Source organism: Paenibacillus polymyxa, assembly GCF_001719045.1.
GTDB lineage: Bacteria > Bacillota > Bacilli > Paenibacillales > Paenibacillaceae > Paenibacillus > Paenibacillus polymyxa_B.
This window is the reverse complement of record NZ_CP015423.1, coordinates 4,015,961-4,039,419: the sequence shown is the minus strand read 5'-3', so window position 1 is coordinate 4,039,419 and position 23,459 is coordinate 4,015,961. Positions and strand designations below refer to the sequence as shown.

Below are 23,459 nucleotides of genomic sequence, written 5' to 3'. Positions count from 1 at the left end.
CCTATGTCGGCACCTGATTGTTACATGATTAAATGTGAGTTACGCCTACTTTCTCCAAAAAAAAGCGGCGTTCATAGTTGTAAAAGGTAAGCGCTTTCTATTTGTTCATGCGCTCACATTTTCCCCTTTTTGTCACCTCCTATGTTAGATTATAGTGAGCTGGAAATCTGCTGTAAATTGAATAAATTAAGGACTACATTATTAATTAGGCATATGAATTGCCACCCTAGTGGTTCATCGCGGCCCCTCTTTTTCTGAAGTCGGTTTCTTCATTTGTTGAACATCCCTGCTATAACAAGCTTTCGGGAGATTTAGGATCGACGGCAAAAGAGCAAATTCATAAAAAGTAAGACCGTATTCTTTAATTTCCGTCAGCCTAAATCGACAATGATAAACTTCAGCACGCCAACTATGCCAAATCGTCAGATCTATCGACAGTAAAAGGGTGTTTTCAGGCCCTCATGACCATGAAAACACCCTTTTATTGTAGTGAAGTCAATCTCTGCTCTTATTGTTCTACACTTTTTCGCGATCCTTGCCTTTGTCGGATTGCCCTGCATTTTTATTGGCGGCATCCCGATCCAGTTGCATTTCTTCAACCGTCTTCACCTTAAGTCGTGCTGCTCCCTCATAGGGTCGGGTTGGAATCAGATCGCCTGCAGCCAGACGTTGACGCGCCTCGGCAATCGCTGCTCCATATTGCGGCAGCCATGCTTCCTGCGCCACCAGCATCTCATCGACCATCTGCCAAATTTCTTTCGGATTACACACCGCGCCCACTAGCGGATCCATCATAAACGCTTGCCGCAGCAGCTTATCATCTCCGTGTACAGCCGCTTCGACAGCCAAACGCTGGACGGAAATACTTACATTGCAGACGGCAGCAAGACCGAGCGGAAGGTCTCCTACATGTGGCATGGAGATACCATTCCGATCCACGTATCCAGGCGCTTCAATAATCGCGTCGTCTGGCAAATTGGAAATCACACCGTTATTAACGACATTAAAATGCCCCCGGTATACACGTCCGGTTTCCAGACCTTCGATAATGTATGAACCATGCTCTTCACCGCGATTTTCCGCCTTGTACTCCAATGGGTCTTCTTTCATCCAGTTAGGGAAATCTGTTTCAAACCAATTACGTCCTTCTGTACATACACGCAGATAACCGCCTGTTTCTCCGTTGATCCAGCTGCCTAGATCAATCCAGTCCATAATTTCATTCGGACGCTTCCGGTACCAAGGTACATATTCACTGAGATGACCATTCGACTCTGTGCTGTAATAGCCAAAACGACGAAGCATGTCGATGCGTACCTTTTCAGTGCGGCTATATTCGGGATGTTTTTCAAAAGCCTCCAGCAGTCCGGCTGTCAGATCCTTACCTTCATGTGACGCCTGAATGTACCACGTCTGGTGATTGATTCCGGCACACACAATGTCCACATCCTGCTTCTCGAGACCATACACCTCGGCAATTTGGTGATGCCCATGCTGGACGCCGTGACATAGACCGATTGTACGCACACCGCTGTATTTATTGCAGGCCCACGTCATCATCGCCATGGGGTTCGAGTAGTTCAGCAGCAATACATCCGGTGCACTTAGCTCGCGGATATCCTTGCAAATCTCCAGCATTTCAGCGATGCCGCGCTGACCATACATGATGCCTCCTGCACACAGGGTATCGCCCACGCATTGATCCACGCCATATTTCAGCGGAATATCCACATCGGTCGCAAAGGCTTCAAGACCGCCAACCCGGATCGTACAAATGACGTATTTGGCATCCTTTAAAGCTATCTTTCGGTCCGTAGAGGACTGTATTTGTATCGATAAACCGTTCTCCTGAATATCCCGTTGGCACAGCTCAGTGACCATATCCAAATTGTGCTGACTGATGTCCGTAAAAGCCACTTCAATATCGTTAAATTCCGGCACCGTTAACAGATCTCGCAAAATTCCACGGGTAAAACCGATGCTTCCTGCTCCAATAAACGCTACTTTAAATGACACGGCATTCAACCTCCGGTAATTAGAATGGGTATATACCGTCATTGTAGCAATAGGCCCGTAGAAAGCGTTATCAAAATCATGACCAGTTTCGTATTTAGGTGTCAAAAATCCTAACTTTCGCTTCAATAAATGCTGCTTGCCGTTGACGATAGCTGCCTACGCTTCTTTTGTTGCTGTATAATGAGTTAAGTCTCTAAATATTGACAAAGGAGCAATACATGTCAAACCGTAAATGGACATTTATCCTTATCCCCGTCTTCCTGCTATTTGCCTGGCTGCTCTTTCAGTTCACTTTGTCTTCTTTTCAAATTCACCAATTTGCAGAGTTATTGAAGACGGTTTCTCCAAAAGACGGGGTTTCCGATACAAAAGTCGTACTGATATCACAGGAGTTGGATAATTATTACTGGCGGTCAATCGAACAAGGAGCCCGAAAGGAAGCGGAACAGTACGGTATGCGGCTCGATTATATCGGGCCGGACCGCATTAATCCGTCCGAGCAGGTCAAACTGCTGGATAAAGCGATCGCTAGTAAGGCGGATGCAATTCTGGTTCAAGGGATAAATGATCCAGAGTATCGCCGATTAATCGACAAAGCAGCCGGACTTGGCATCCCCGTCATCACGATCGATACGGATGAACCAGACTCCCGTAGACTAGCTTACGTGGGAACGGATAACGAAGGAGCAGGAAAACGGATGGGCGCGCTATTAGCGAAAGCCTCTGGAGAGCGTGGCGACATCGGAGTTATGATCAGTAGCGAGCGTGTCGAGAATCAGCGACTCAGGCTTGCTGGATTTCGTTCCGTGATCGGTCGCTATCCCAAGCTCCACATTGTGGAGATTCGCTCCTCAAATATTTCACGGCTTCAGGCAGCACAGCAAGCTCAGAACATGCTCACCCGGTATCCGCAGATCCGCTACATGGTCGGATTCAGTGCGCTGGACGGCCTTGGCATTCTGGAAGCCTCGGAGCGGCGCGGCGCGCGGAGTTTGCAGATTTTCGCTTTTGACGATATGGCCGAGACGTTGGAAGCCATCAGAGATTGCAAAATCGAACTGACCATTGTTCAACAGCCAGAGGAAATGGGGGCTAAGGCCATAAAATTGCTGAATGATTATCTAAAGGGGAACACCCCCCAGGAATTAACATACACCAGGGTATATGAGATGCATGCGGACACTCCCGACAACATGACCGGAGATGACAGACGATGACGATCAGAACGAAACTGCTTCTGTTTATCCCTCTTCTAGTTGTGTTCGCCAATATCATCGCTTATTTTGTATTCCAAAGCGGAAAAGTCGTACAACAGAGCTACGATGAAATGCTTGGCCGAATTCTCCTCATTGAGCAAACCTCCGAATCGGCGGAGAGCAACTTAAAGCTCCTATATGCCTATCTGCTTAATCCAAGAGGCGATAAGGCTGTGCAGGGTCCGACAGAATACCAATTAATGCAGTTGAAGGCCAGAATTCAGGAAGTCTCCGACTCGACCGACCCTTCTTTCGCCGAAGAGGATTACATGAATCTGTTGGCCACATTTCTTGAACAGAAACAAGCCGCAGTTCTGGATACAAAGGCACAAGATCCTCAATCGGCTTTTGAACATTATATTGAAGCGGAGAAAACCGTCAGCTATATTCATGAGGAGGGTCAGCAACTGATCGATGCTGAACTGGCTTATTACCGGCCAATCATTGAGAACATCCGGAACAAGAATGAGCGAATGAACGGATGGGGAGTGGCGTTATTCGGCATGAACGCGCTGATGGGGGTTTTGCTTGCCATCTGGGTCTCGCGCAGCATTACTGGCCCTGTCGGCAGACTTGTCGGACTGGCGAAGCGAATCGCCACAGGTGATCTGAATATTAGGCCCCAACCGCGACGGGATGACGAGCTAGGCGTACTGTCGGACGCCATTTCGCAAATGTCCACCGATTTAAATATCCTCATCGAGAAGGATAAACAGAGTCTGGAAATGCGGCGGCTTGTGAAGGAACTGGAGCTTCTGGCTCTGCAAAATCAAATTAACCCGCACTTTTTATTCAATACCTTAAATGTGCTCTCCAAGCTGGCGATCCTGGAAGGAGCGGAGAAAACCAGCGACCTGATCGTTTCGCTGTCCAATCTGCTACGGTACAGCCTGCAGAAGCTGGACAAACCCGTAACTCTCCAGGAGGAACTGGATCATATCCGCGAATACGTAACCATCCAGCAGGCGCGCTTCAGGGACAGAATTCGCTTTGATCTTCACTTTGACGCTTCCGTACTTCAGCAGCAAATTCCGGCCCTGACGATCCAGCCATTTATTGAAAACGCTTTTCTTCATGGTGTGGAAGATATGGAAAGCGGAGCCATTATCGTATTAACGCTGTCGAGAGCGAACGAAGATGTACAAATTGAAATTTCGGATAACGGAAAGGGCATGACGGAGGAAACCCGACTGTCCGTACTCCGTCTTAAAGGCGAAGCCGAAAGCGGCAGTTCAACAGGACTTGGAATGCAAAATGTGTTTAGGCGGCTGCAGTTGTTCTACGGAAAGGAAGAAGGAATGGTTGAAATCAATAGCAATATCGGACGAGGTACTACCATAACCATACGAATTCCAGTCAAGAAGGAGAGTGAGCGGACTGATGTATCGGTTGTTGATCGCGGATGACGAGGCTTTGGAGAGGGAAGGACTGGAATTGACAGTGGAACGGGCGATGCCAGGGATATTCCGGTTTATTCATGCTGGCAACGGCCGCATGGCGATTGAATGCGCGGAAGAGCACCGTCCCCATATTGCCATTCTGGATATCAATATGCCCGGAATTGACGGGCTTGAAGCGCTTCGTGAATTAAAGGAGCGGCTTTCCGATACCCGATTCGTGCTCGTCACTGCCTACGATTATTTTGCCTATGCCCAGAAGGCGCTCTCTTTGGGCGTAAAAGAATATATTCTGAAGCCGGCGAAGCGAGAACTGATCATCGGCACATTGAAACGACTGATTGAAGAAATTGAGTGCGAGAAGCGGGCACGTACGGAAGAATTGGAGCTTAGGCATAAAATCTCACAGTTAATGCCGCTCGCAGAAAATGAGCTGGCTTTAATGCTTATGGTCGACCAGACCGTGGATTCGAGCGCTTCCCAGCTATCAGAATGGCTGGACTTTCCTCTTGATCAGGGAAGCGCCATCATTGCCGCCTTTGACGGATATACGGACGAGCAAGATAAAAAGAAAATTTACGATCATTTCCGAAGCTATGTAAAAACGCATGGCCCGAATGCCATTGTAAGCTCTTTGATTGACCATCATGTAGCCACTTTTTTACGCAAGCCGCCTGCCACCGGCGAAAACGACTGGCGGCAGTTGGTTAATCACCTTGTTCAGCAGCTTTCCGAGCTTGCCCAGCAGCAACTTGGTATAAAGACAGCCATTGGAATCGGATCGCTGCATAACGGCGAGGAAGGACTTCGCAAGTCCTATTTCGAAGCCGTTTTTGCCTCCACCCTACGCAAACGGGATGGAGGTTACTGCCACTTTGACGAACTGAAGTCATCAGAGGCTGGAAACGCTTCTTTGCTTGCCGTCAAAGCGGAGAATGGAATGCTTCAGCAGACGTACGTCATGTCAGCACTGCAACGGATACGCGAACAGCGGGAGGTTCAAACACTGACTATGCTGGGTAGGGCGAAAATGTATATTGAGGAACGGTTCAACGATGATCTTTCGCTGGAAGAAGTGGCTGATTTTATCCATTTGAATCCTCACTACTTCAGCAAAATTTTTAAACAGGAATACGGAGAAACATTCATCGACTTTGTAACCCGACTGCGGATTGATAAAGCCATCTCTCTGATTAAGGCTGGCAACCTTACTCTTAAGGAAATCAGCTTTGAAGTGGGTTATAAGGACCCGAACTATTTTAGCCGTGTCTTTAAAAAGATAACGGGCGTTCCTCCCACTGAGTTTAAAGGCCAAAAATAGTGAGATTCATCCATGCCGACTATCGGCATGGATTTTTTTAAGCTCGAATGACAAGGTAATGCTAGGTTCAGCCCCTCTATCTCCGATTCGGGAACCGAAGCCAAAATCGTGCATGAAAAGGTCCGTTTATTGAAGACGATAACCGGCCTTTCTTTTATAAGCGCATGTTATACTTCTCATCGAAGAACGGAATGAGGTTCCAGAGATCTGGAGGGGAGATGATCATATGGCAGTAATCATCAATAATGAAAGCGCTCAACAGAAAGCGCTTCAATCAGAAAAACCCAATATGCTTTTTGTGACGTTGGTATCCATCGTAGCTGCGCTCGGAGGCATCCTGTTCGGTTTTGATATCGCGGTTGTTTCGGGAGCAGTCGAATTCCTACAGCAGCGTTTTTCGCTGAGCGAATTTCAGGTTGGTTGGGCCGTTTCAAGTCTGATTGTCGGGAGTGTCACCGGAGCAGCTCTCTCCGGCTACATGAGTGAAAAGATCGGCAGAAAAAAGGTATTACTGGCCGCCGGATTTTTATTCGTCGTCGGCTCGATCTGCTCTGCGCTTCAAGACACGTTCACCGGGTATGTTATCTTTCGCATGATCGGCGGCATTGGCATAGGAATCACTTCCACCGTTTGTCCGGTGTACAACGCGGAGATCGCCCCCGCCAAATACCGAGGCCGTTTGGTTGCTTTAAATCAGTTGGCGATCGTAACAGGGATTTTCCTGGTTTATTTTCAGAATTCGTGGATCGTCAGCCTGGGGGATGAAGCCTGGGGTGTCTCAACAGCCTGGCGCTGGATGTTCGGAGTGGGAGCCGTTCCGGGACTGATCTTTATGCTCTTGATGCTCTTCATACCCGAAAGCCCGCGATGGCTTATTAAACAAAATCGGCCTTATGAAGCGCTGCCGATTTTGCTGAAAATTCACGGTGAAGAAGCCGCTAAGCAGGAAGTGCTTGATATCAAGGAATCATTCAAAAATGAGAACGACTCATTGAAGCAATTGTTCGCTCCCGGTATTCGGGTCGCTCTCTTTATCGGTGTTATGCTCGCCATTATGCAGCATATTACCGGCATTAATGCCATTTTGTATTACGCGCCGGTTATCTTTAAAGGAATGGGACTCGGTACGGACGCTTCTTTGACCCAAACCATTTGGATCGGGTTGATCAATGTGTTGTTCACCATCGTATCCGTATGGCTGATCGACAAAGCGGGACGAAAAGTCCTGCTGATCATCGGCACCTCATTGATGACCTGCTGTTTGGTCATTATTGGAGCCGCATTCAAAATGGGTTTGACCACCGGACCGCTCGTACTCATCATGATATTGATCTACGTGGCCTCCTATGCTATATCGCTTGGGCCGATCGTATGGGTTATGATCTCAGAGATCTTTCCGAACCGCATTCGCGGTAAAGCGGTAGCCATCGCTTCGATGGCATTGTGGGCCGGCGATTATCTGGTATCGCAGGCATTCCCTCCTCTGCTGAGTTCAGCCGGCCCGTCCAATACATTCTGGTTATTCGGAGCCATCTCGTTGTTCGTCGTAGTCTTTATATGGCGCAAGGTTCCCGAAACCAAGGGGAGATCACTTGAACAGATGGAAAATATGTGGCTTGGGAAATGACCCAACTTTAGCCACGCCCTCTGAGTCATACCGACCTTAAATCGGCAATGGTTCAGAGGTTTTTTATTATCAGCTCCCATCCTCCTCCGCATAGTTCCTCACATTGCGCTCCACAGCTGAGCGGTATTCTACAGGGGTTTGGCCTGTGTGCTTTTTGAACAACATATGAAAATACTGCCTGCTGGCCACGCCTACATAATCGGCAATTTCTTGAATGGGAATGTCCGTTTGCTGAAGAAGCATACGGGCCTTGTCCATTCGCAGCATCGTTAAATACGCGGTGAGCGTTAGCCCAGTATGTTTTTTGAAAATACGGTGCAAATAACCTGGGTGCAGATTCACGGCTGCCGCCATGTCCTTAACCACAATATCTCGGTCATAGTTTAGATGGAGAAATTCAATGCATCGTTTGATGTACATATCCGTTTGCTGCGTGTTGCTGCGCTCTGCCTCTTCCCGTAGACGTGCAATTCGTACTAGCAATTGCATAAAAAGCATCTCGGCCATTGCACCCGGCTGTTCTTTTCGTTGGTCCAGCTCCAGCACGAGACTTTTCAGCGCATAATATACCTCTTCCGGGTCCGATAGTACCAAATACGGGAACGGACGTGACATGAGCGTCGTGACCTCCTGCTCCTCTGCTGCCATTTGTCGGATAGACGGTCCTACTCTCACTCCCTCCGAAAAACCAAACTCTACATTTAGCATCCGGCACGGTTGTTCTCCTTCCACCACCAGTCGATGCGGTACACCTGCGTCTAGCATAATAAACTCGCCTTTACGCAGCGTGATGCTTTCTTCCATATTCTCTCCCGTTTGTACATCTACCCTGCAAAAGCCGGAAATCATGTACATAATTTCGGTAGAATGATGATCGTGGTAAGACATGGTATAGTCATGCCATTGCTTGTAATAGTAAGCAAAAAAACGGGGAATATAATCCCTGTCACGCAGCAGTGGCTCAAACAGACTTCCGTTCATCCCCGCACCTCCACAAAATAGATAAGGCTAACACAGCAACGTATCTGCAACCGCTCTATTTTCACAGTTTAACAGACTGAGCCATGTACTTCTATTTCACTCCATCGGACGATCTGGAATTCTTTGGATTACGTTAGGGGACTCCTGCCTAAAAGGTTGGGGATTTATCACTTTCTGGACTTAAATACTGAATCAACATTCCCGCAAATCGGTTAGCAATTTCTATATCCTCAAGTTCGTTATTCCAATCGTCCTTGGACGTCAGACTCATTTTCTGGAGTATACCCATCATAGACGTGAAGATAAAATGAGCGGTCTTTAAGGGTTCCGTATCAGACTTCAATGATCCATCTTGGAATCCAGCTTCCAGAGCATCCATCAGGAAATGTCGTTCCTTTCCCCTGCTAACAAAATTTTTGTACTGTTCTTTGAGTTCTTGATTTGAATCATAAGCTTCGTAATGCAGATCGAATAAAAGAATAAACTTGATGTATTCCGGATGTTGCCAAGCGTAATCAATCCATGCATCAAGCATCGAAGTAAGCATCTTCTTACCGCTCATTTCGGCTGAAGGTGCCCTTCTAACAAATTCGGTCATGCTCTCCAGGATTTCCATCTGGACCTCAAAGATCAGTTCGTTCATGGACTGAAAGTGCTTATAGAATGTGACCCGGCTTACACCAGCCACGTTGCATACATCCTTAACATTAACTTTGAGAAAGCTTTGCTTCATAAAAAGTTCCTTCGCAGCAGCAATGAGCTCTTCCCGATTTTTGTTTTTCAAATTCTGGTGCCAGTTCTCAGTCATTAGCAACCATCCGTTTCTCATTTTTTGGTTTTTGTAAGGTTAAGAAAAGGGCAGATGCAAGAATAAGTGCACCAAAAATATAAGGAATATGAATGTGCTTGTCAAACAACAAACCCGCTAAAATAGGCCCCAATATATTGCCTAGGCTAGTATACGTTGTATTCAATCCGGCGGCATATCCTTGACGATCACCAGCTGAGTTCGCGATCATTGTACTTACGGTTGGCCTTAGGAAGGCATTAAAAGCAAAAAACAGTGCCGATACCGCCAGCAAATAACCTAAATTGATCTTAAGTAACATTAACAATAAAGCGATGGCTGTCATGATCAAAGAGAGACGTATTAGCCTCATCTCTCCAAGTCTCTTGATGAGATAATCGAGCAGCCAAATCTGCACAACGATGCCTATAATTGCACCAACCGTAATGATCATTGAGATTTTAGTGGCATCAAAACCGTATTTTCGTTCTACAAAAAGAGCATACACTGTTTCGTAATTCATCAAACCTAATGTCATGACCAGAATGAGGAGGAGATAACGAAAATAGGATGTCCGAAATGAATTTAGGATTTGGCTGCGAATTGGCTCCCGGCGGCCCCATTGGCTAGCGGGTTTTCGTTTTTCCTTGGGTAATGTCTCTGGCATACACAAGCTAAGCAGCGTAGCTACAAGTCCAAGTCCACCAGCAAAAAAATAGGGCACCCTGATGCCAAACTCAGCGATCATACCGCCTAAACCCGGACCAAGCACCATACCCAAATTCATGGAGGCGCCCAAGTATCCCATTCCTTTAGCTCGGGTTTCAGAAGTGGTAATATCAGCGACGTAGGCCATATTGGAAGGAACCATTAGTCCAATACCTATCCCCCCGATAAATCGGGCAATATATAGAAGAGGCAATGTCGTAGAAACAGCAAACATGAGATCCGAGATGACGGTTAAAAACAGCCCCGTTATGATCATGGATTTTCGTCCCCATCTATCCGAAAGCTGCCCACCTAGGGGCGAAAAAATAAACTGAGCTGCTCCAAAAGCGGCAATAAGATACCCCGCAGCAGCTCCTGCCGCATTAAATTGTTTCAGATATTCAGGCAGAATGGGAATCACCATACCTTGACCCAATAAAGCAATAAACAAATTCAGCATCAGAATGAAAAGTGGAAATGTAGCAGACTTAGGTAAGCTGCTCATGTTTGTAACCCCCTCCAACCATTTACACTATGTAACCCCTTACTATGTGTAAACCATATTAGTTGATATAGGGGCCCTTGTAAATAAAAATACAGACCTATTGAGCCTAGCTATTGGGCTCCTGTTTTGCAAACTCCTGTAACATGCCTCTTATTTGTTCTCCCAATTTAGCAGGAGCTTTCTTGGGTGAACCCGTGTCAAACGGAGGCTGAGGATCGTATTCCAAAATCAGCTGGACTCCTTTACTCATGTCTTCTCCCAATTCCCAAGCTATTAACTGGAGTGCCATATCAATACCAGAGGAGACACCGGCTGCTGTAACCATTTTGCCCTGACGAACCACTCTCTCATCTGTTGGAATGGCTCCAAGAGATTGGAGCAGGCCTAAGGAACCCCAATGACTGGTGGCTACGGTTCCATTTAACAAGCCTGCTGCGCTCAAAATCAAAGAGCCGTTACAAACCGACGTGGTCCATTTCGTAGTTTCATGTATTTGGCGAATCCAATTTAACGTTTCTTCGTCATTCATTGGGGTTTTATAATTTGGCGGACTGCATCCAGGAACAACAAGAATATCAGCTGAAATAACTTCAGAAAAACTGTAATCGGCATGCAAATAACCCATATTTGAGTCCAGCTTGATTAACCCTTTTTGCTTAGCGACAAACTTCACTTCACATTTCAGTGTAGCAGCAAACACATCGTATGGACCTATTGCATCTAACGCTGTAATTCCATCGAAAAGCATGATTGCGATTTTCATGATGATCTCTCCTTTGAAGTGGGATTTTATTCTTGCACACTCATACTAACATACATATACGGGGTATGGGTATATTCGATGATGTAAACCTTTAATAGTACGTACCTGTAAAAAGGCATACTTAAAAAGGACCACCCCGGGGTAGCCCTTTTTAAGTATACCTGCAAAGCTGTTAATCGCGAGCCGCTTAAGAGCTTTGCTTTCTCAACTGACCATAATATAAATCACTGTAAAAGCCTTTGTGAGCCAGCAATTCATCATGAGAACCCTGCTCCTCCAGACGGCCATCCTTCAAGACCAGAATCCGGTCAGCCTGACGAATGGTATTCAGCCGATGCGCGATGACGAAACTTGTTCGACCCTGCATAAGCCGCTCCAGTCCTTCTTGTATCTTCATCTCTGTAATGGTGTCAATGCTGCTGGTTGCCTCGTCGAGTACAAGGATAGAAGGGTTGGCCAAAATAGCACGGGCAATAGCCAGCAGCTGTTTTTGCCCTTGACTGATGCCGCTGCCGTTCACTTCCAGCACCTTGTCGTATCCGTCCTTCATCCGAATGATAAAGGAATGGGCGTTAGCCAGTTTCGATGCTTGTTCAACCTCCTCATCGGTGGCGTCCAGTCTGCCGAAGCGGATATTTTCACGAATTGTCCCCTGAAACAGGAAAGAGTCCTGTAGCACAAATGCCATGCGGGAACGCAAGCTTTCACGCCGGATGGTAATAATGTCGCGCCCGTCCAGCGTAATCGTTCCCTTGTCGGGGCTATAGAATCTGGAAAGAAGCTGGATCAGTGTCGTTTTCCCTGCCCCGGTCGGGCCGACTAGTGCGATCATTTCACCAGGTTTGGCTTCAAAGGAAATACCCTCCAGCGTAGCGCTTCCCTCATCATAACCGAAGGAAACATCCGTAAACCGCACCGCCCCCTCTAGATGCCCTACTTCCACTGCGCCGCGTTCATCCTTGGACTCTTCATCTTCATCCAATATTTCAAATACACGCTCAGCTCCGGCAATGGCAGACAGCAGGGTGTTCCACTGGTTAGCCAAATCGTTCAGCGGTCTGGTGAACTGGCGGGCATATTCTACGAATACAATAATTGTACCTATAGTAATGGAGCCGCGAATGGCCAAAATCCCACCGATCCCCGCTACAATAGCAAAGCTGAGATTATTCAGTCCGTTCATCAGCTTCGGTATGAAGCCTGAAATCGTTTGGGCCCAGAAACCCGACAGCCGAATACGGTCATTACGCTCGCCAAAACCATGGATGACTCTCTTTTCCTGCGAAAATGCTTTAATAATCTGCTGCCCGGACAGCGTTTCTTCGATGTATCCGTTCAGTTCGCCCACATTCTTCTGGCGTTCCTTATATAAGGGCCCGGTACGACGTGTGATCCAGCGCATCCCGGCAGCCATTAACGGCACCACAATAAAAGTCAGCAGGGTCATCAGCGGGCTTAACCACAGCATCACCGTGAGTGTACCGATTAGCGTCAATATGCTCGAAAAAATCTGAATGGCGGAGCTGTTCAGCGTAGAACTGACATTTTCGATATCATTGGTCAAACGGCTCATGATCTCTCCCTGCTGACGTTTGCCGTAGAAAGGAATCGGTAGTCGATGCAAATGTGAAAACAGATCGAAACGCATGCGGTACACCGTCTCTTGGGCAATCTCGATCATCCAGATATTTTGCAGCCAGGAGGTCAGCGAGTTGAGCAGATATACAGCTCCTAATCCGATGAGAAAATAAATCCACATGCGTCCACCCGGACCTTCGAGAAAATCATCCACCGCTACGCCGACCAGATATGGACCCAGCAGAGCTAGCCCGGAGCTGAGCAGGACCATGAACAATACCAGCATCAGTTTGGCCTTACGGCGAGCCAGATAAGCCCATATCCGTCCTAAGGTGCCAGACCAGTTCTTCGCTTTGGCCTTGTGGCGCCCTTCAGCTCCCGCCGGATTTCGCAGCACACCAGACGGCGGTGTAGGCTGACGGAACGGTTCAATGAGTTCCTTGAACATGCGACTCCTCCTTTCCATATTGTGATTCATAGATACGCCGATACAGATCCGAACTATCCATGAGATGCTCATGGCTTCCGCTTGCCATCAGGCGACCCTCATCCAGCAGTAAAATCTGATTTGCCGATGCGGTCGAGCTGATCTTCTGCGTAATGAGAAATGTCGTGCAGGACAGACCATCGAGTGCATTCAGTAGTGCTGCTTCTGTCCCTACATCCAGCGCACTTGTGCTGTCGTCCAAAATCAGCACTGCCGGCTGGCGTACCAGTGCGCGGGCAATCGAAAGCCGCTGTTTCTGTCCGCCAGACAGATTGACGCCACGCTGCCCGAGCATCGTGTCATAGCCTTGCGGCAAGCGTTCAATCATATTATGGATTTGCGCCATGCGTGCGGCTTCCTGAATTTGCTCCAGGCTGGCATTCTCCAGCCCCCAAGCAATATTATCCCGAATCGAGCCGGTGAATAGCAGTACCTCCTGAGGCACATAGCCAATAGCCTCTCGTAATATGGACGCATCCAGTTCACGAGCGTCCTTTCCGTCAAAGCGCACATGACCTTCATCTTCTTCATACAGACGCGTAATCAACTGCACAAGTGAAGATTTTCCCGAGCCAGTGGCCCCCATAATAGCTATCCGCTCGCCCGCTCGCGCCCTAAAAGAGATATCCTTTAGTACAGCCAAATCACTGCCCGGATAATGAAAGCTCACCCGGTCCATTTCCACCTGTCCCTTAATCCGTGTATGATGTGTTGAAACAGACTCCAGCTCTGACCCATCTTCATTAGATGTGTCCAATATCTCTCGAATCCGCCCGGTAGATGCAGTAGCTCGGGAAAATACAACAACGATACCTGATAAGGCAGACAAGGCTCCTATCGTCCGCAGTGAATAATTGACGACTGCGACCACCTGTCCTACACTGGCATCCCCAGTGGAAATTTGGCCGCGTCCAAACCAAAGTACTGCAATAATCCCTGCATTCATCGCAAACAAAATGAACGGCATCGTCGTTTCTGTCCAGCGTAGAGCGGACACCGTCCCTTTCATCAATTCGCCTCCATAATGGGCAAAACGTTCGATTTCATGCCGCATCCGCACAAAAACCCGGATGAGACGGATGCCTGTCAGGTTCTCCTGGATTACTCCGTTAACGTCATCCAGGCGACGCTGGACACCCTTAAATAAAGTGACCGTTCGCCGCATCATCACCAGCACAAACACGAACAGCACCGGGGCCATAACCGCCAATAGCAGCCCAAGCCTGAAATGTACAACCAGTGCCATCACAATACTGCCGATGACTACAAGCGGAACCCGTGTCATAAACCGCAGGCTCATAAACACCGTATCCTGTACTTGCGTGACATCCCCGGTCAGGCGCGTAATCAGCGACGAAGTGGCAAAACGTTTAAACACAGGATACGAAAAAGATTGCACTTTACGGTACAACTTTTCCCGCAAATCATAGCCGAAGCCCTGACTTGCATGTGAAGCAAAAAAAGAGCTGGATATCCCCGCCATAAAAGCGATAACGGCACTCCCCACCAATACACTGCCCCATAACCAGACGACGGACAAATCCTGCTGTCGGATGCCCTCATCAATGATTTTAGAGATCAAATATGGCTGCGATAGCTCTACCGTCAATTCCAGCAACATCATCACGAGCGCTGCGATGGCTGGAACCCGATATTTTTTCAGAAAAGAAAACATCATTCCCACAAGCATTCCTCCAATTGCCCATAGCCGTCCTTCCAGATCAGCGTGTCATGGTTATAAGATTCGAACCTGTCTGCTGTAAAACCATATATACGCACTTTATACAGCACTATATTTTATTATACCCTTCTGAACGGCTTCGTTTAACCAGCAAATTGGAGACTCCAGTTGTGAAATTAAAAGATATACAAGAAAGCGTTCCAGTCACGGTCACACTTACCGAACGGGAACGCCTTTTTGATTATTTCGGCAGCTCTGCCGGATAATACTGCAACCAGCGCTTTAAGTCCGCGCTATGGATGACACGCTTGGGATCTTCACCGACTAGGCGAAGTCGCTCCAGCACAAACTTGATTTCACCGGAGCCCGCCTCGATTCCTTCCTGCTCCAGCATATATTGAACTGCACTTCTGCCCGAATGCTTGCCGAGTACGAACGAATGGTCAGTGCCCAGCTCGGTTGGATCAAGGGTCTGATAGGCGGCACGCTCCTTTAGCAGACCGTTGATATGTATGCCGGATTCATGGGCGAATACCATGTCTCCCACAATTGGCTTGCCTTCAGGAATGATTCGGTTGGAGGCTTTGGACACCAGTGCAGCCAGCGGGTTCAGCATTTCGGGACGGACGCCGCAGGTTCCTTGATATAGATCCCTCCACGACATTACCACTTCCTCCAGCGCCGTATTACCTGCCCTTTCCCCAAGGCCCGACACTGTGGTACTGGCCCAGACAGCTCCCGCTTGCAAAGCTGCCAAAGTATTGGCAAGCGCTAGACCATAATCATTATGACAGTGAATCTCAAGCTCCACATCCTGCGGCACGCGCGATACAAGCCTGTCTATACGGGCAGCTATCGCAGCGGGATGGTGAACAGACAGCGTATCGGCATATCTGAAGCGCCGGATGCCATCCCTGTAGAGCTGATTCGCCAACTGCTCAAGGAACAGGTCATCTGCCCTTGAAGCATCCTCAAAGCCTACGGAAACAGTCAATCCTTTACACTGACCGTAATCAACAGACTTGCGGATCAGCTCTGTCACCTGCTCAGGATTCATACCCAGCTTGGACTTCATCTGCACCATCGACACGGGAACCGAAATATGGGCCCAGCCGACGCCTGTCGATTCAGCTGCATCAATATCCGTGAACACCGCCCGATTCCAGGTCATTAGCTTCATCTGAAGTCCGAGAGCAGCAATCCTGGCAATAGACCTGCACTCCGCCTTTCCCATTGCCGGAATTCCGATCTCAGCCTGCTCCACCCCCGCCGAGTCCAGCATGATGGCAATTTCAGTTTTCTCCTCGGCCGAAAAGGCAACGCCCGGAGCCTGTTCTCCGTCACGAAGTGTCGTATCACAAATATGCAACTGACTCATCTATATCCCCTCCCGTTCCGCAGCAAGGACAACGCGGGTTGCGTTTGACCGCTATGGTGCAGCTGCTCATATCCAGCACATTCATACGGTACATACGGTCAGTGAACAAATTGCCCGCATCTGTAATCCATTTGACCGCTTCCAGTGCAGCCATACAGCCAATCAAACCCGATGTAGCTCCCAGAACCGGGAATCCCAGAGGCTCCCAAGGCTGTCCGCCTTCCGGGTAGAGACATTCCAGGCATGCCGTCCTACCGGGATCAATGGTCATCAATGATACTTCATAGGCGTACATGGCCGCTTCTATCATCGGTCTGCCATGTCGAACACATAGTCTGTTCAGCGCATATCTTTCCGGAAAGTCATACCGTGCATCAATCACGATATCCGCCGCTTCTACCCATGGTCCAGAGGATTCTTCCGTGATTCTGTGGGCGTGGCCCTCAAGCTCGGTCTCCGGATTGATACGCTGTAAATGCTGCAATGCCGTCTCCATCCGTTCCTCCCCGATTCGTCTGCTGTCCATCAGCACCTGACGGTTCATATCGGGCAGATGGATTACGCCCTCATGGGCCAATATCAGCTTCCCCACTCCAGCAGCGGCCAGGTACATGGCCGCTGTCCCTCCCAATCCTCCGATGCCTGCGACCATAACAGTAGCTTGCTTTAGCCTGTTCTGACCTCCCACTCCCAGCAGCTTCAACTGGCGTCCGTATCTACCGTCTTCCAGCAGCTGTACCATTCGTCCCCCCCTCCATGTGCGGCTCCCGCCTTTAAGATATTCGGTCCGCAGGATCTTGACACCATATCTGGTTGTTCTTCGGTTGCTCTTCCTTACTGAAGGCTCATGATTCGGCTTTGCCGCTGCCCTCCTCAGCGTGCAGGATTTTGGCAAGCCACATGGGCGGATTGCGAGCCAGCATATTCTGGAGACGCTGGACCTGCTCCTCAATGGTGCTGCCGAAGGCCACCTTCACAGGCATAATGGTCCGTTTGGTAACCTGTGCGGCGGCCGAAGCGCCGATCTGTACCAGAAAGATCAAGGCACAATCCTCGATCAGGCCAATTCGGCTGGCGATCTTGCCCGCCTCGTTCTCATCGCTCCCCAGGGCTATCCGCCGATGCTCCAGGAACTGGACGCCTGAGTGCCGGATTTCGAATACAGTGAACATGGGACTCTGTCCAAAATGAGCATTCACAAGCACACCGTCTTCCGTCGCAAATGCAACCTTCATCCTCCCTTCCCCCTCTCGGTAAGCAATACATTGCCTACTTTGTTCACCCACTCCATGGTTCCACGGTATCCGACGCTTACGGATGTGTGGGCGCCCAGCTCGTCATATACCGGCAAGCCTGCCGGCACGAATGAGGCGCCAGCCCGTGGCGCTCCCTTTCTTCCATGCGAATTGCTGATCCACAAATCAACGCCCTGCGCGCTCTCCTCTGCATCATCCAGATCACCGATCCATACTTCCCGTTCTGTCTTTTGCAGTGCGGGCGTGCTGCAGGGTGTAATTAGCCGTTTCAGTTCCACTCCCATCTCCTCTAGCCAGGCTGCGGTCGACAGCATATGATCCGGTTCTAGCGCCACTACAGCGGAAGCGCCGGAATAATAGAAATGGGCATCCAGCATGCTGTCCAACAGATTTTCACGCTGCCAGCGGAAGCGAACAGGGGCTGGCTCGCGGCTGATTTTCTGCAGAAAATGTATGAACGCATCGCTCGCGGCCAAGCCAGACAGACCCGTGAACAAGTGGTAGGGAATGCCTGCGGCATGAGTCAGCCTGCGCGCCGGACGCTCCATGCTCGCGCCAATGGCAATGGTGCAGGAAGACTCCAGCATCTGGCAGGCTGAATCCAGCGGAGTCCCCCCTCTCGTCAAAGGGGAAAAACCTGTCAGCAGATGACCGGACAAGGAAGTGGAGATATCGGGGAGTGTAATAACCTCCAGGCCGAAGGAAGCGATAATATCCTTGATTTCCATGACATCTCCGGCAGTCAGATAAGAAGCCGGCAGCAGATTGACCTGCGTCCGGCGCTGTTTTTTGGGGGACTTGCCTCCGGCTAACCCGAGTACAGCATCCATTAGCGACTCCACTGTACTGCTGTAGCCCGTCTCCAAAGAGCCGTGAAAATCAGGCAGCGATATAGAAAACAGCAGACTGTCCTTCAATGCCCGTTCTCGCTTGAACGCCTTTACCCTAGACTGAAAATCAACGCCTGCCACCTCGGTGAGGGCCGTGCTGATCACGCCGATGACATCTGGATGGTGTTTGGACCAGATATGATCCAGCGCCTCCTCCAGATTCCGGTCTGCATCAAATATAACGTCCATCTCTTGCAGCGCAGAGGTCTGAACGGCAATCGGCTCTCGAAAATGGCGAGTCAGCAGCGCCTTGGAGAAGGCCGAGCAGCCCTGAGCGCCGTGCAGCAAAGGCATTGAGCGATACATCCCCTGCAGAGCCAGCACGCCGCCCAAAGGCTGTCCTACCTTGAGCGGGTTGACACTGACAGGCTTCGTGGCGGATTTAATCGGCAAATTCCGTCTCCTCCTCCCATGGAGCCAATTTGGCGGTCAGTTCCCATACCGGATGCTGTAGCGTATGCACAAGCTGTTTCGCCAGAGATAACAGCCCATCATAGCCCGCATAGGCTTTGTGCCGTTCTTGATTGATGTCCACAAAAGGAATTTGTTCCTTCAGCGCCATATACATGTTCCGGCCCCCGGCAATGACCATGTCTGCCTTGCGGCTCCGTACGGTCTTGAGAATCTGCCGGGCGCCGCCTTCCGGGATGTATTCCGCATCATCTCCGATACGGTCAGCAATCCGGGATACATCCTCGGCAGTGCTTTTGTTCGTGCCTACACCAACCACCTTAATGCCCAGCTCCTGCAAAGCCGTAATGACAGACCAGCTCTTTACACCCCCGGTATAGAGCACTGCCCGCTTTCCTTTCAGTTGCTTGCGGTAGGGCTCCAGCTCCAGCGATAGCCTCATTTCCTCCCGTGCGGCCAGCTTATCCACCCGTCGCTCTACATCACGATCTCCCGTCAGGTAAGCCATCTGTCGCAAGGAATAACTCGTCTCCTTTGCTCCATAAAATGAACCTTCAAAATAAGGAATGCCGTATTTACGCTCCATTTGGACTGCCAGACCCAGCAAAGCCCGGCTGCATACGACCATATTGGCCTTGGCACGATGCGCCCATCCCACCTCACGGAACCGACCGTCTCCGGTAATTCGGGACAGGATACTCATTCCCGCCTGCTGCATCAGCCGCTCGATATGCCACATCTCACCCGCAATATTGTATTCCCCAATGAGATTGATATCATGGGAGGTTGTCTGTTCCGGCTCGGTGCTGCCGATAATATGCTGGAACAGCACATCTCCGGCCAGCCGGGTCCCGAGATTCTTGCTGCCCACAAATCCCGGGCTGTTCACCGGAATGATCGGCGTTCCCAGCTGCTCCGATTCAGCCTTGCAAACTCCCTCGATATCTTCACCGGTGAGGGCTGTGACGCATGTGGTATAGACGAATACAGCGGGAGGAGCAAAGCGGCTGACAATGTAGCGGATCGATTCATGCAGCTTTTGTTCACTACCAAAAATGATGTCCTGTTCTCCAAGATCAGTAGTGAAGCCATACGCCGACAGCTCCGGGCCGCTGGACAGGCTGCCTCTGCTCTCCCAGCTATTGCCGAGACACGCAATCGGCCCGTGCACCAGATGAGCCGCATCTGCAATAGGGATCAGTGTAATCTGAGCCCCGTCAAAGGAGCAGCCACCCGAAGCCTCCCCCGGCACAGGCCGGGGACAGGGCGTGCTTTTGGGAATTTTTTTGCCGCAGGATACCTCCAGCCTTCCGTTAGACACAGCCGGCTCCATCCGCAACCCCCCTTATTTCAGATAGAATCCATTGAAATCACAAGCCAAGTTGTCAACTTCCATCTACGCGATACAGCAATTAGCGCACTAGATCAAAGCTATGATCCGGAGCCTGCTCCTCCATGACATCCAGTACGGTATTCACGAATTGGGTAAGCAGATTCAGCGCACCCTGGTAGCCGATAATCGGATAACGATGCAGATGATGCCTGTCGAAGATCGGAAAGCCCACACGGAGCAATGGAATTTTCGCTTCTTTCGCCGCGAACTTCAGGTGGGAGCTACCAATAGCCAGGTCTACTGGGTCCTGGAACAGCAGCGAACGCATATGCCACAAATCCTGACCGGAATGAACCGTGGCTTCTGCACCGTAAGGGCTGGACTTCAGCAGAAGCTCTGCTTCCTTCTCAAATTTCCGGTCCCCATTGGAGCACACAATATGCACCGGCTCCATGCCCAGCTCCAGACAAAAGCCAATCAGGCCGATGAGCATATCCGGGTCTCCCGCCATAGCCACTCGTTTGCCGTGCAGATAAGCATGCGAATCCATCATAGCATCCACAATTCGGGCGCGCTCCTGCTTCAATGCCTCGGGAATTTCTCTTCCAGACAGGCGGCTAATCTCCTCAAGCAACCGATCTGTAGCCCGGATGCCCAGCGGTGTGGAGATGGAGAACACCTGCTGCCCCCAGGTTTGCTTCATATAACCTAATGTTTTACGAAGAGAGTACTGCTGGATCGCCAACGTGCCTGCAGCATCTGCGGCCTTGGGCACATCCTCAAGCGGCGTTCCCCCGTAATAGTAGCTGTACTCTCCAGTAGCCCCTGAATCAAAATTACTGCTGTGGTCACCCAGAATGGTATACGTAGCGCCGAACATCCCCAGCATGCGCCGCATTTCCGCAAAATTGCCTGTATACCCGTCAAACCCGAGCAGTACATTCAGCTTCAATTCATGACCAGGCTGCGGCGTCCGGCCTGACTTGTTATACAACGTCTCCAGCACAGAGCGCAGCATGGCGTCATAGCCTGTAATATGTGAACCGGAGAAGCTGGGGGTATTGGCAAAAGGAACCGGCATATCCTCAGGAAGGGCTCCCTCCTGACGGGCATTGGCCAGGAAGGCAGACAGATCATCCCCGATCACCTCTGCCATACAGGTCGTGCATACCGCAATCATCTCCGGCTGATACAAGGCAATGCAGTTCTCTATACCGTCAATGAGGTTGCGCATGCCGCCGAATACGGCGGCATCCTCGGTCATCGAGGTGGAGACGGCAGGAACAGGCTCTTTGAAGTGGCGGGCAAGATGGCTGCGGAAATAAGCTGTACAGCCCTGTGAGCCATGAATGAACGGGAGCGTTTTTTCGAAGCCCAGCGCAGCCATGACCGCTCCCAGCGGCTGACAAGCCTTGGCCGGGTTCACAACTACGGCTGTACGAGCGAAATTCTTGTCCTTGTATTCCTTGGTCTTGGTATACTCCAGGGTGGCAGTAACCTCCTCTGGCGAGCAAGGGGCCTCAAAAGCCCGTTTCTCCTCACGCTGGCGTACATATTTATCCTGCCGAAACAACTGATTGTGATCGACAATGTTCAGACGCTCGCTCATACCGACACCTCCGCAGTCTGCCGTGATGGCAGCAGGCTCCATACTGGACTGTTTATGGTCATATCCATATCACGCGCAAAAATCTTAAAGCCGTCAAAACCATGATAAGGCCCGCTGTAATCCCAAGAGTGCATTTGACGGAAGGGAATGCCCATTTTGTGATACACGTATTTCTCCTTGACTCCGGCGCCCATTAAGTCAATATTCAGCCGCTGGGCCAATTCCTCCAGTTCATAGGCCGTTGGATCATCGTACAGAATAGTACCTTCCTTTACATCGGGAAACGTCTTTTCGTAATCATCCTTATGGGCAAATTCATAGCCTGTAGCCACAATTTCCATACCCAGATCCTCATAGGCACCGATGGTATGCCTTGCCCGCAGCCCGCCAATCAGAAGCATCACCTTTTTGCCTTCCAGACGTGGGCGGTATTTACGGATGACCGCCTCCATCTGCGGCATATATTGGGCAATGACCTGCTCACATTTTTCCTGAATCGTCTCGTCAAAGCGGGCAGCAATCGCTCTGAGGCTCTCCATCGTCTTCGTCGGGCCAAAGAAGTTATATTCCATCCAGGGAATTCCGTATTCCTGCTCCATCGTTGTGCACATATAATTCATGGAACGATGACAATGGATCAGATTGAGCTTGGATTTATGGGCAATCCCCAGCTCATTGATCGTACCGTCACCCGACCACTGCGCTATGACCCGCAGTCCCATTTCCTCCAGCAAAATGCGCGAGGCCCAGGCATCACCGCCGATATTGTAGTCCCCAATAATGGAGACATCATAAGGCCCGCACTCCTTTAGCTCCCGGCGCCCCATCAGAAAATCGCGGATAGCATCATTAGCAATGTGATGCCCCAGAGACTGACTCACTCCGCGAAAACCCTCACAGCGTACAGGAATGACCGGAATGCCCAGCTCCTCTGTCATCTTTTTGGCCACAGCCCCGATATCATCACCAATCAGTCCGACCGGACATTCAGATTGTACGGAGATGCCTTTAGCCAGCGGGAACATCTCCTTAATTTCCCTGCAGATCACCTCCAACTTCTTATCTCCCCCGAACACGATATCCTTTTCCTGAAAATTGCTGGTAATCTGCATGGCGGTAAAATTATCGATGCCCAATACCCCATTCGCATAATTGCGTCGGGTACCCCAACTGTATTGCCCGCAGCCGATGGGACCATGGCTAATGTGCACCATGTCTTTAATCGGGCCCCATACCACACCCTTGGAGCCTGCATAAGCACAACCCCTTGCTGTCATAACGCCGGGCCGTGATTTCATGTTGGACTTGATGGAACAGGTTCCGCAGTTCACAAGTTCCTCATCCGCGATCTCAAAATGCTTGGTCCGATCCTTCTTGGCCTTCTTGGGATATACCTCCAGTATCTCCTCTACGATCTGCTTTCCCTTATCCACAATACTGCTCATTTGGCCTATTCCTCCCTCCTGCGAGCTGTG

At 49.9% G+C, this 23,459-nt stretch carries 18 protein-coding genes; 4 read left to right on the top strand and 14 right to left on the bottom strand.

Translation table 11 applies throughout. The features are described from left to right. Positions 1-516: 516 nt before the first annotated feature. Positions 517-2,016 carry an alpha-glucosidase/alpha-galactosidase gene (locus AOU00_RS18035; RefSeq protein WP_069291250.1) on the bottom strand — a complete coding sequence of 500 codons (1,500 nt, stop codon included), beginning with the start codon at positions 2,014-2,016 and terminating at the stop codon, positions 517-519. Positions 2,017-2,234: 218 nt separating this feature from the next. Between AOU00_RS18035 and AOU00_RS18030 the strand changes: the two genes are divergently transcribed. From AOU00_RS18030 to AOU00_RS18015, 4 genes are all read left to right on the top strand, one after another. Then, positions 2,235-3,233 (top strand): sugar-binding protein, encoded by a 999-nt coding sequence (locus AOU00_RS18030; protein WP_069291249.1) that lies wholly within the window; start codon positions 2,235-2,237, stop codon positions 3,231-3,233. Then, complete coding sequence (locus AOU00_RS18025; RefSeq protein WP_069291248.1) at positions 3,230-4,678, top strand: sensor histidine kinase; 1,449 nt, start codon at positions 3,230-3,232, stop codon at positions 4,676-4,678. Before AOU00_RS18030 ends, AOU00_RS18025 begins: the two co-directional genes overlap by 4 nt. Beyond that, the gene (locus AOU00_RS18020) at positions 4,653-5,990 is read left to right on the top strand and encodes an AraC family transcriptional regulator (protein WP_069291247.1); all 1,338 of its coding nucleotides are present in this window, start codon (positions 4,653-4,655) and stop codon (positions 5,988-5,990) included. Before AOU00_RS18025 ends, AOU00_RS18020 begins: the two co-directional genes overlap by 26 nt. A gap of 226 nt (positions 5,991-6,216) precedes the next feature. After that, positions 6,217-7,617, top strand: coding sequence for a sugar porter family MFS transporter (locus tag AOU00_RS18015; protein ID WP_069291246.1), 1,401 nt, complete (start codon positions 6,217-6,219; stop codon positions 7,615-7,617). 69 nt (positions 7,618-7,686) lie between these two features. On the opposite strand, the gene AOU00_RS18010 is transcribed toward AOU00_RS18015, so the two are convergent. From AOU00_RS18010 to nifD, 13 genes are all read right to left on the bottom strand, one after another. Next, entirely contained in the window at positions 7,687-8,598 is a 912-nt protein-coding gene (locus AOU00_RS18010; protein ID WP_069291245.1) for an AraC family transcriptional regulator, read from the bottom strand. A gap of 148 nt (positions 8,599-8,746) precedes the next feature. Next, positions 8,747-9,406 carry a TetR/AcrR family transcriptional regulator gene (locus AOU00_RS18005; protein ID WP_069291244.1) on the bottom strand — a complete coding sequence of 220 codons (660 nt, stop codon included), beginning with the start codon at positions 9,404-9,406 and terminating at the stop codon, positions 8,747-8,749. Then, positions 9,399-10,598: an MFS transporter gene (locus AOU00_RS18000; RefSeq protein ID WP_069291243.1), complete on the bottom strand. Its 1,200-nt coding sequence runs from the start codon at positions 10,596-10,598 to the stop codon at positions 9,399-9,401. The genes AOU00_RS18005 and AOU00_RS18000 overlap by 8 nt, the downstream gene beginning before the upstream one ends. A gap of 106 nt (positions 10,599-10,704) precedes the next feature. Further along, positions 10,705-11,361: a DJ-1/PfpI family protein gene (locus tag AOU00_RS17995; protein WP_069291242.1), complete on the bottom strand. Its 657-nt coding sequence runs from the start codon at positions 11,359-11,361 to the stop codon at positions 10,705-10,707. A 187-nt stretch (positions 11,362-11,548) separates the two neighbouring features. Beyond that, the gene (locus tag AOU00_RS17990) at positions 11,549-13,387 is read right to left on the bottom strand and encodes an ABC transporter ATP-binding protein (protein WP_069291241.1); all 1,839 of its coding nucleotides are present in this window, start codon (positions 13,385-13,387) and stop codon (positions 11,549-11,551) included. Then, the gene (locus AOU00_RS17985) at positions 13,368-15,104 is read right to left on the bottom strand and encodes an ABC transporter ATP-binding protein (protein ID WP_081330731.1); all 1,737 of its coding nucleotides are present in this window, start codon (positions 15,102-15,104) and stop codon (positions 13,368-13,370) included. The genes AOU00_RS17990 and AOU00_RS17985 overlap by 20 nt, the downstream gene beginning before the upstream one ends. 244 nt (positions 15,105-15,348) lie before the next feature. Continuing rightward, a complete protein-coding gene (locus AOU00_RS17980) occupies positions 15,349-16,485 on the bottom strand; it encodes a homocitrate synthase/isopropylmalate synthase family protein (RefSeq protein WP_069291239.1) in 1,137 nt (378 codons plus the stop codon). Continuing rightward, positions 16,463-17,227, bottom strand: a complete 765-nt coding sequence (locus AOU00_RS17975; protein ID WP_069291238.1) for a HesA/MoeB/ThiF family protein — start codon at positions 17,225-17,227, stop codon at positions 16,463-16,465. Before AOU00_RS17975 ends, AOU00_RS17980 begins: the two co-directional genes overlap by 23 nt. Before the next feature lie 103 nt (positions 17,228-17,330). After that, positions 17,331-17,720 (bottom strand): NifB/NifX family molybdenum-iron cluster-binding protein, encoded by a 390-nt coding sequence (locus tag AOU00_RS17970; RefSeq protein ID WP_069291237.1) that lies wholly within the window; start codon positions 17,718-17,720, stop codon positions 17,331-17,333. Then, positions 17,717-19,024 (bottom strand): nitrogenase iron-molybdenum cofactor biosynthesis protein NifN, encoded by a 1,308-nt coding sequence (gene nifN, locus AOU00_RS17965; protein WP_069291236.1) that lies wholly within the window; start codon positions 19,022-19,024, stop codon positions 17,717-17,719. The genes AOU00_RS17970 and nifN overlap by 4 nt, the downstream gene beginning before the upstream one ends. After that, positions 19,014-20,375, bottom strand: coding sequence for a nitrogenase iron-molybdenum cofactor biosynthesis protein NifE (nifE, locus tag AOU00_RS17960; RefSeq protein ID WP_069291235.1), 1,362 nt, complete (start codon positions 20,373-20,375; stop codon positions 19,014-19,016). The genes nifN and nifE overlap by 11 nt, the downstream gene beginning before the upstream one ends. Before the next feature lie 79 nt (positions 20,376-20,454). Continuing rightward, positions 20,455-21,984: a nitrogenase molybdenum-iron protein subunit beta gene (gene nifK / locus AOU00_RS17955; protein ID WP_069291234.1), complete on the bottom strand. Its 1,530-nt coding sequence runs from the start codon at positions 21,982-21,984 to the stop codon at positions 20,455-20,457. Continuing rightward, a complete protein-coding gene (nifD, locus tag AOU00_RS17950; RefSeq protein WP_069291233.1) occupies positions 21,981-23,429 on the bottom strand; it encodes a nitrogenase molybdenum-iron protein alpha chain in 1,449 nt (482 codons plus the stop codon). The genes nifK and nifD overlap by 4 nt, the downstream gene beginning before the upstream one ends. Positions 23,430-23,459 lie beyond the last annotated feature (30 nt).

Bases quoted from the DNA above. Each gene is read 5' to 3' on its own strand.
- AOU00_RS17985 (WP_081330731.1), bottom strand. From the start codon at position 15,104: ATGATGTTTTCTTTTCTGAAAAAATATCGGGTTCCAGCCATCGCAGCG.
- nifD (WP_069291233.1), bottom strand. From the start codon at position 23,429: ATGAGCAGTATTGTGGATAAGGGAAAGCAGATCGTAGAGGAGATACTG.
- AOU00_RS17990 (WP_069291241.1), bottom strand. From the start codon at position 13,387: ATGTTCAAGGAACTCATTGAACCGTTCCGTCAGCCTACACCGCCGTCT.
- AOU00_RS18020 (WP_069291247.1), top strand. From the start codon at position 4,653: ATGTATCGGTTGTTGATCGCGGATGACGAGGCTTTGGAGAGGGAAGGA.
- AOU00_RS18030 (WP_069291249.1), top strand. From the start codon at position 2,235: ATGTCAAACCGTAAATGGACATTTATCCTTATCCCCGTCTTCCTGCTA.
- AOU00_RS17980 (WP_069291239.1), bottom strand. From the start codon at position 16,485: ATGAGTCAGTTGCATATTTGTGATACGACACTTCGTGACGGAGAACAG.
- AOU00_RS18005 (WP_069291244.1), bottom strand. From the start codon at position 9,406: ATGACTGAGAACTGGCACCAGAATTTGAAAAACAAAAATCGGGAAGAG.
- AOU00_RS17975 (WP_069291238.1), bottom strand. From the start codon at position 17,227: ATGGTACAGCTGCTGGAAGACGGTAGATACGGACGCCAGTTGAAGCTG.
- AOU00_RS17995 (WP_069291242.1), bottom strand. From the start codon at position 11,361: ATGAAAATCGCAATCATGCTTTTCGATGGAATTACAGCGTTAGATGCA.
- nifK (WP_069291234.1), bottom strand. From the start codon at position 21,984: ATGAGCGAGCGTCTGAACATTGTCGATCACAATCAGTTGTTTCGGCAG.
- AOU00_RS17970 (WP_069291237.1), bottom strand. From the start codon at position 17,720: ATGAAGGTTGCATTTGCGACGGAAGACGGTGTGCTTGTGAATGCTCAT.
- AOU00_RS18025 (WP_069291248.1), top strand. From the start codon at position 3,230: ATGACGATCAGAACGAAACTGCTTCTGTTTATCCCTCTTCTAGTTGTG.
- AOU00_RS18010 (WP_069291245.1), bottom strand. From the start codon at position 8,598: ATGAACGGAAGTCTGTTTGAGCCACTGCTGCGTGACAGGGATTATATT.
- AOU00_RS18000 (WP_069291243.1), bottom strand. From the start codon at position 10,598: ATGAGCAGCTTACCTAAGTCTGCTACATTTCCACTTTTCATTCTGATG.
- nifE (WP_069291235.1), bottom strand. From the start codon at position 20,375: ATGGAGCCGGCTGTGTCTAACGGAAGGCTGGAGGTATCCTGCGGCAAA.
- AOU00_RS18015 (WP_069291246.1), top strand. From the start codon at position 6,217: ATGGCAGTAATCATCAATAATGAAAGCGCTCAACAGAAAGCGCTTCAA.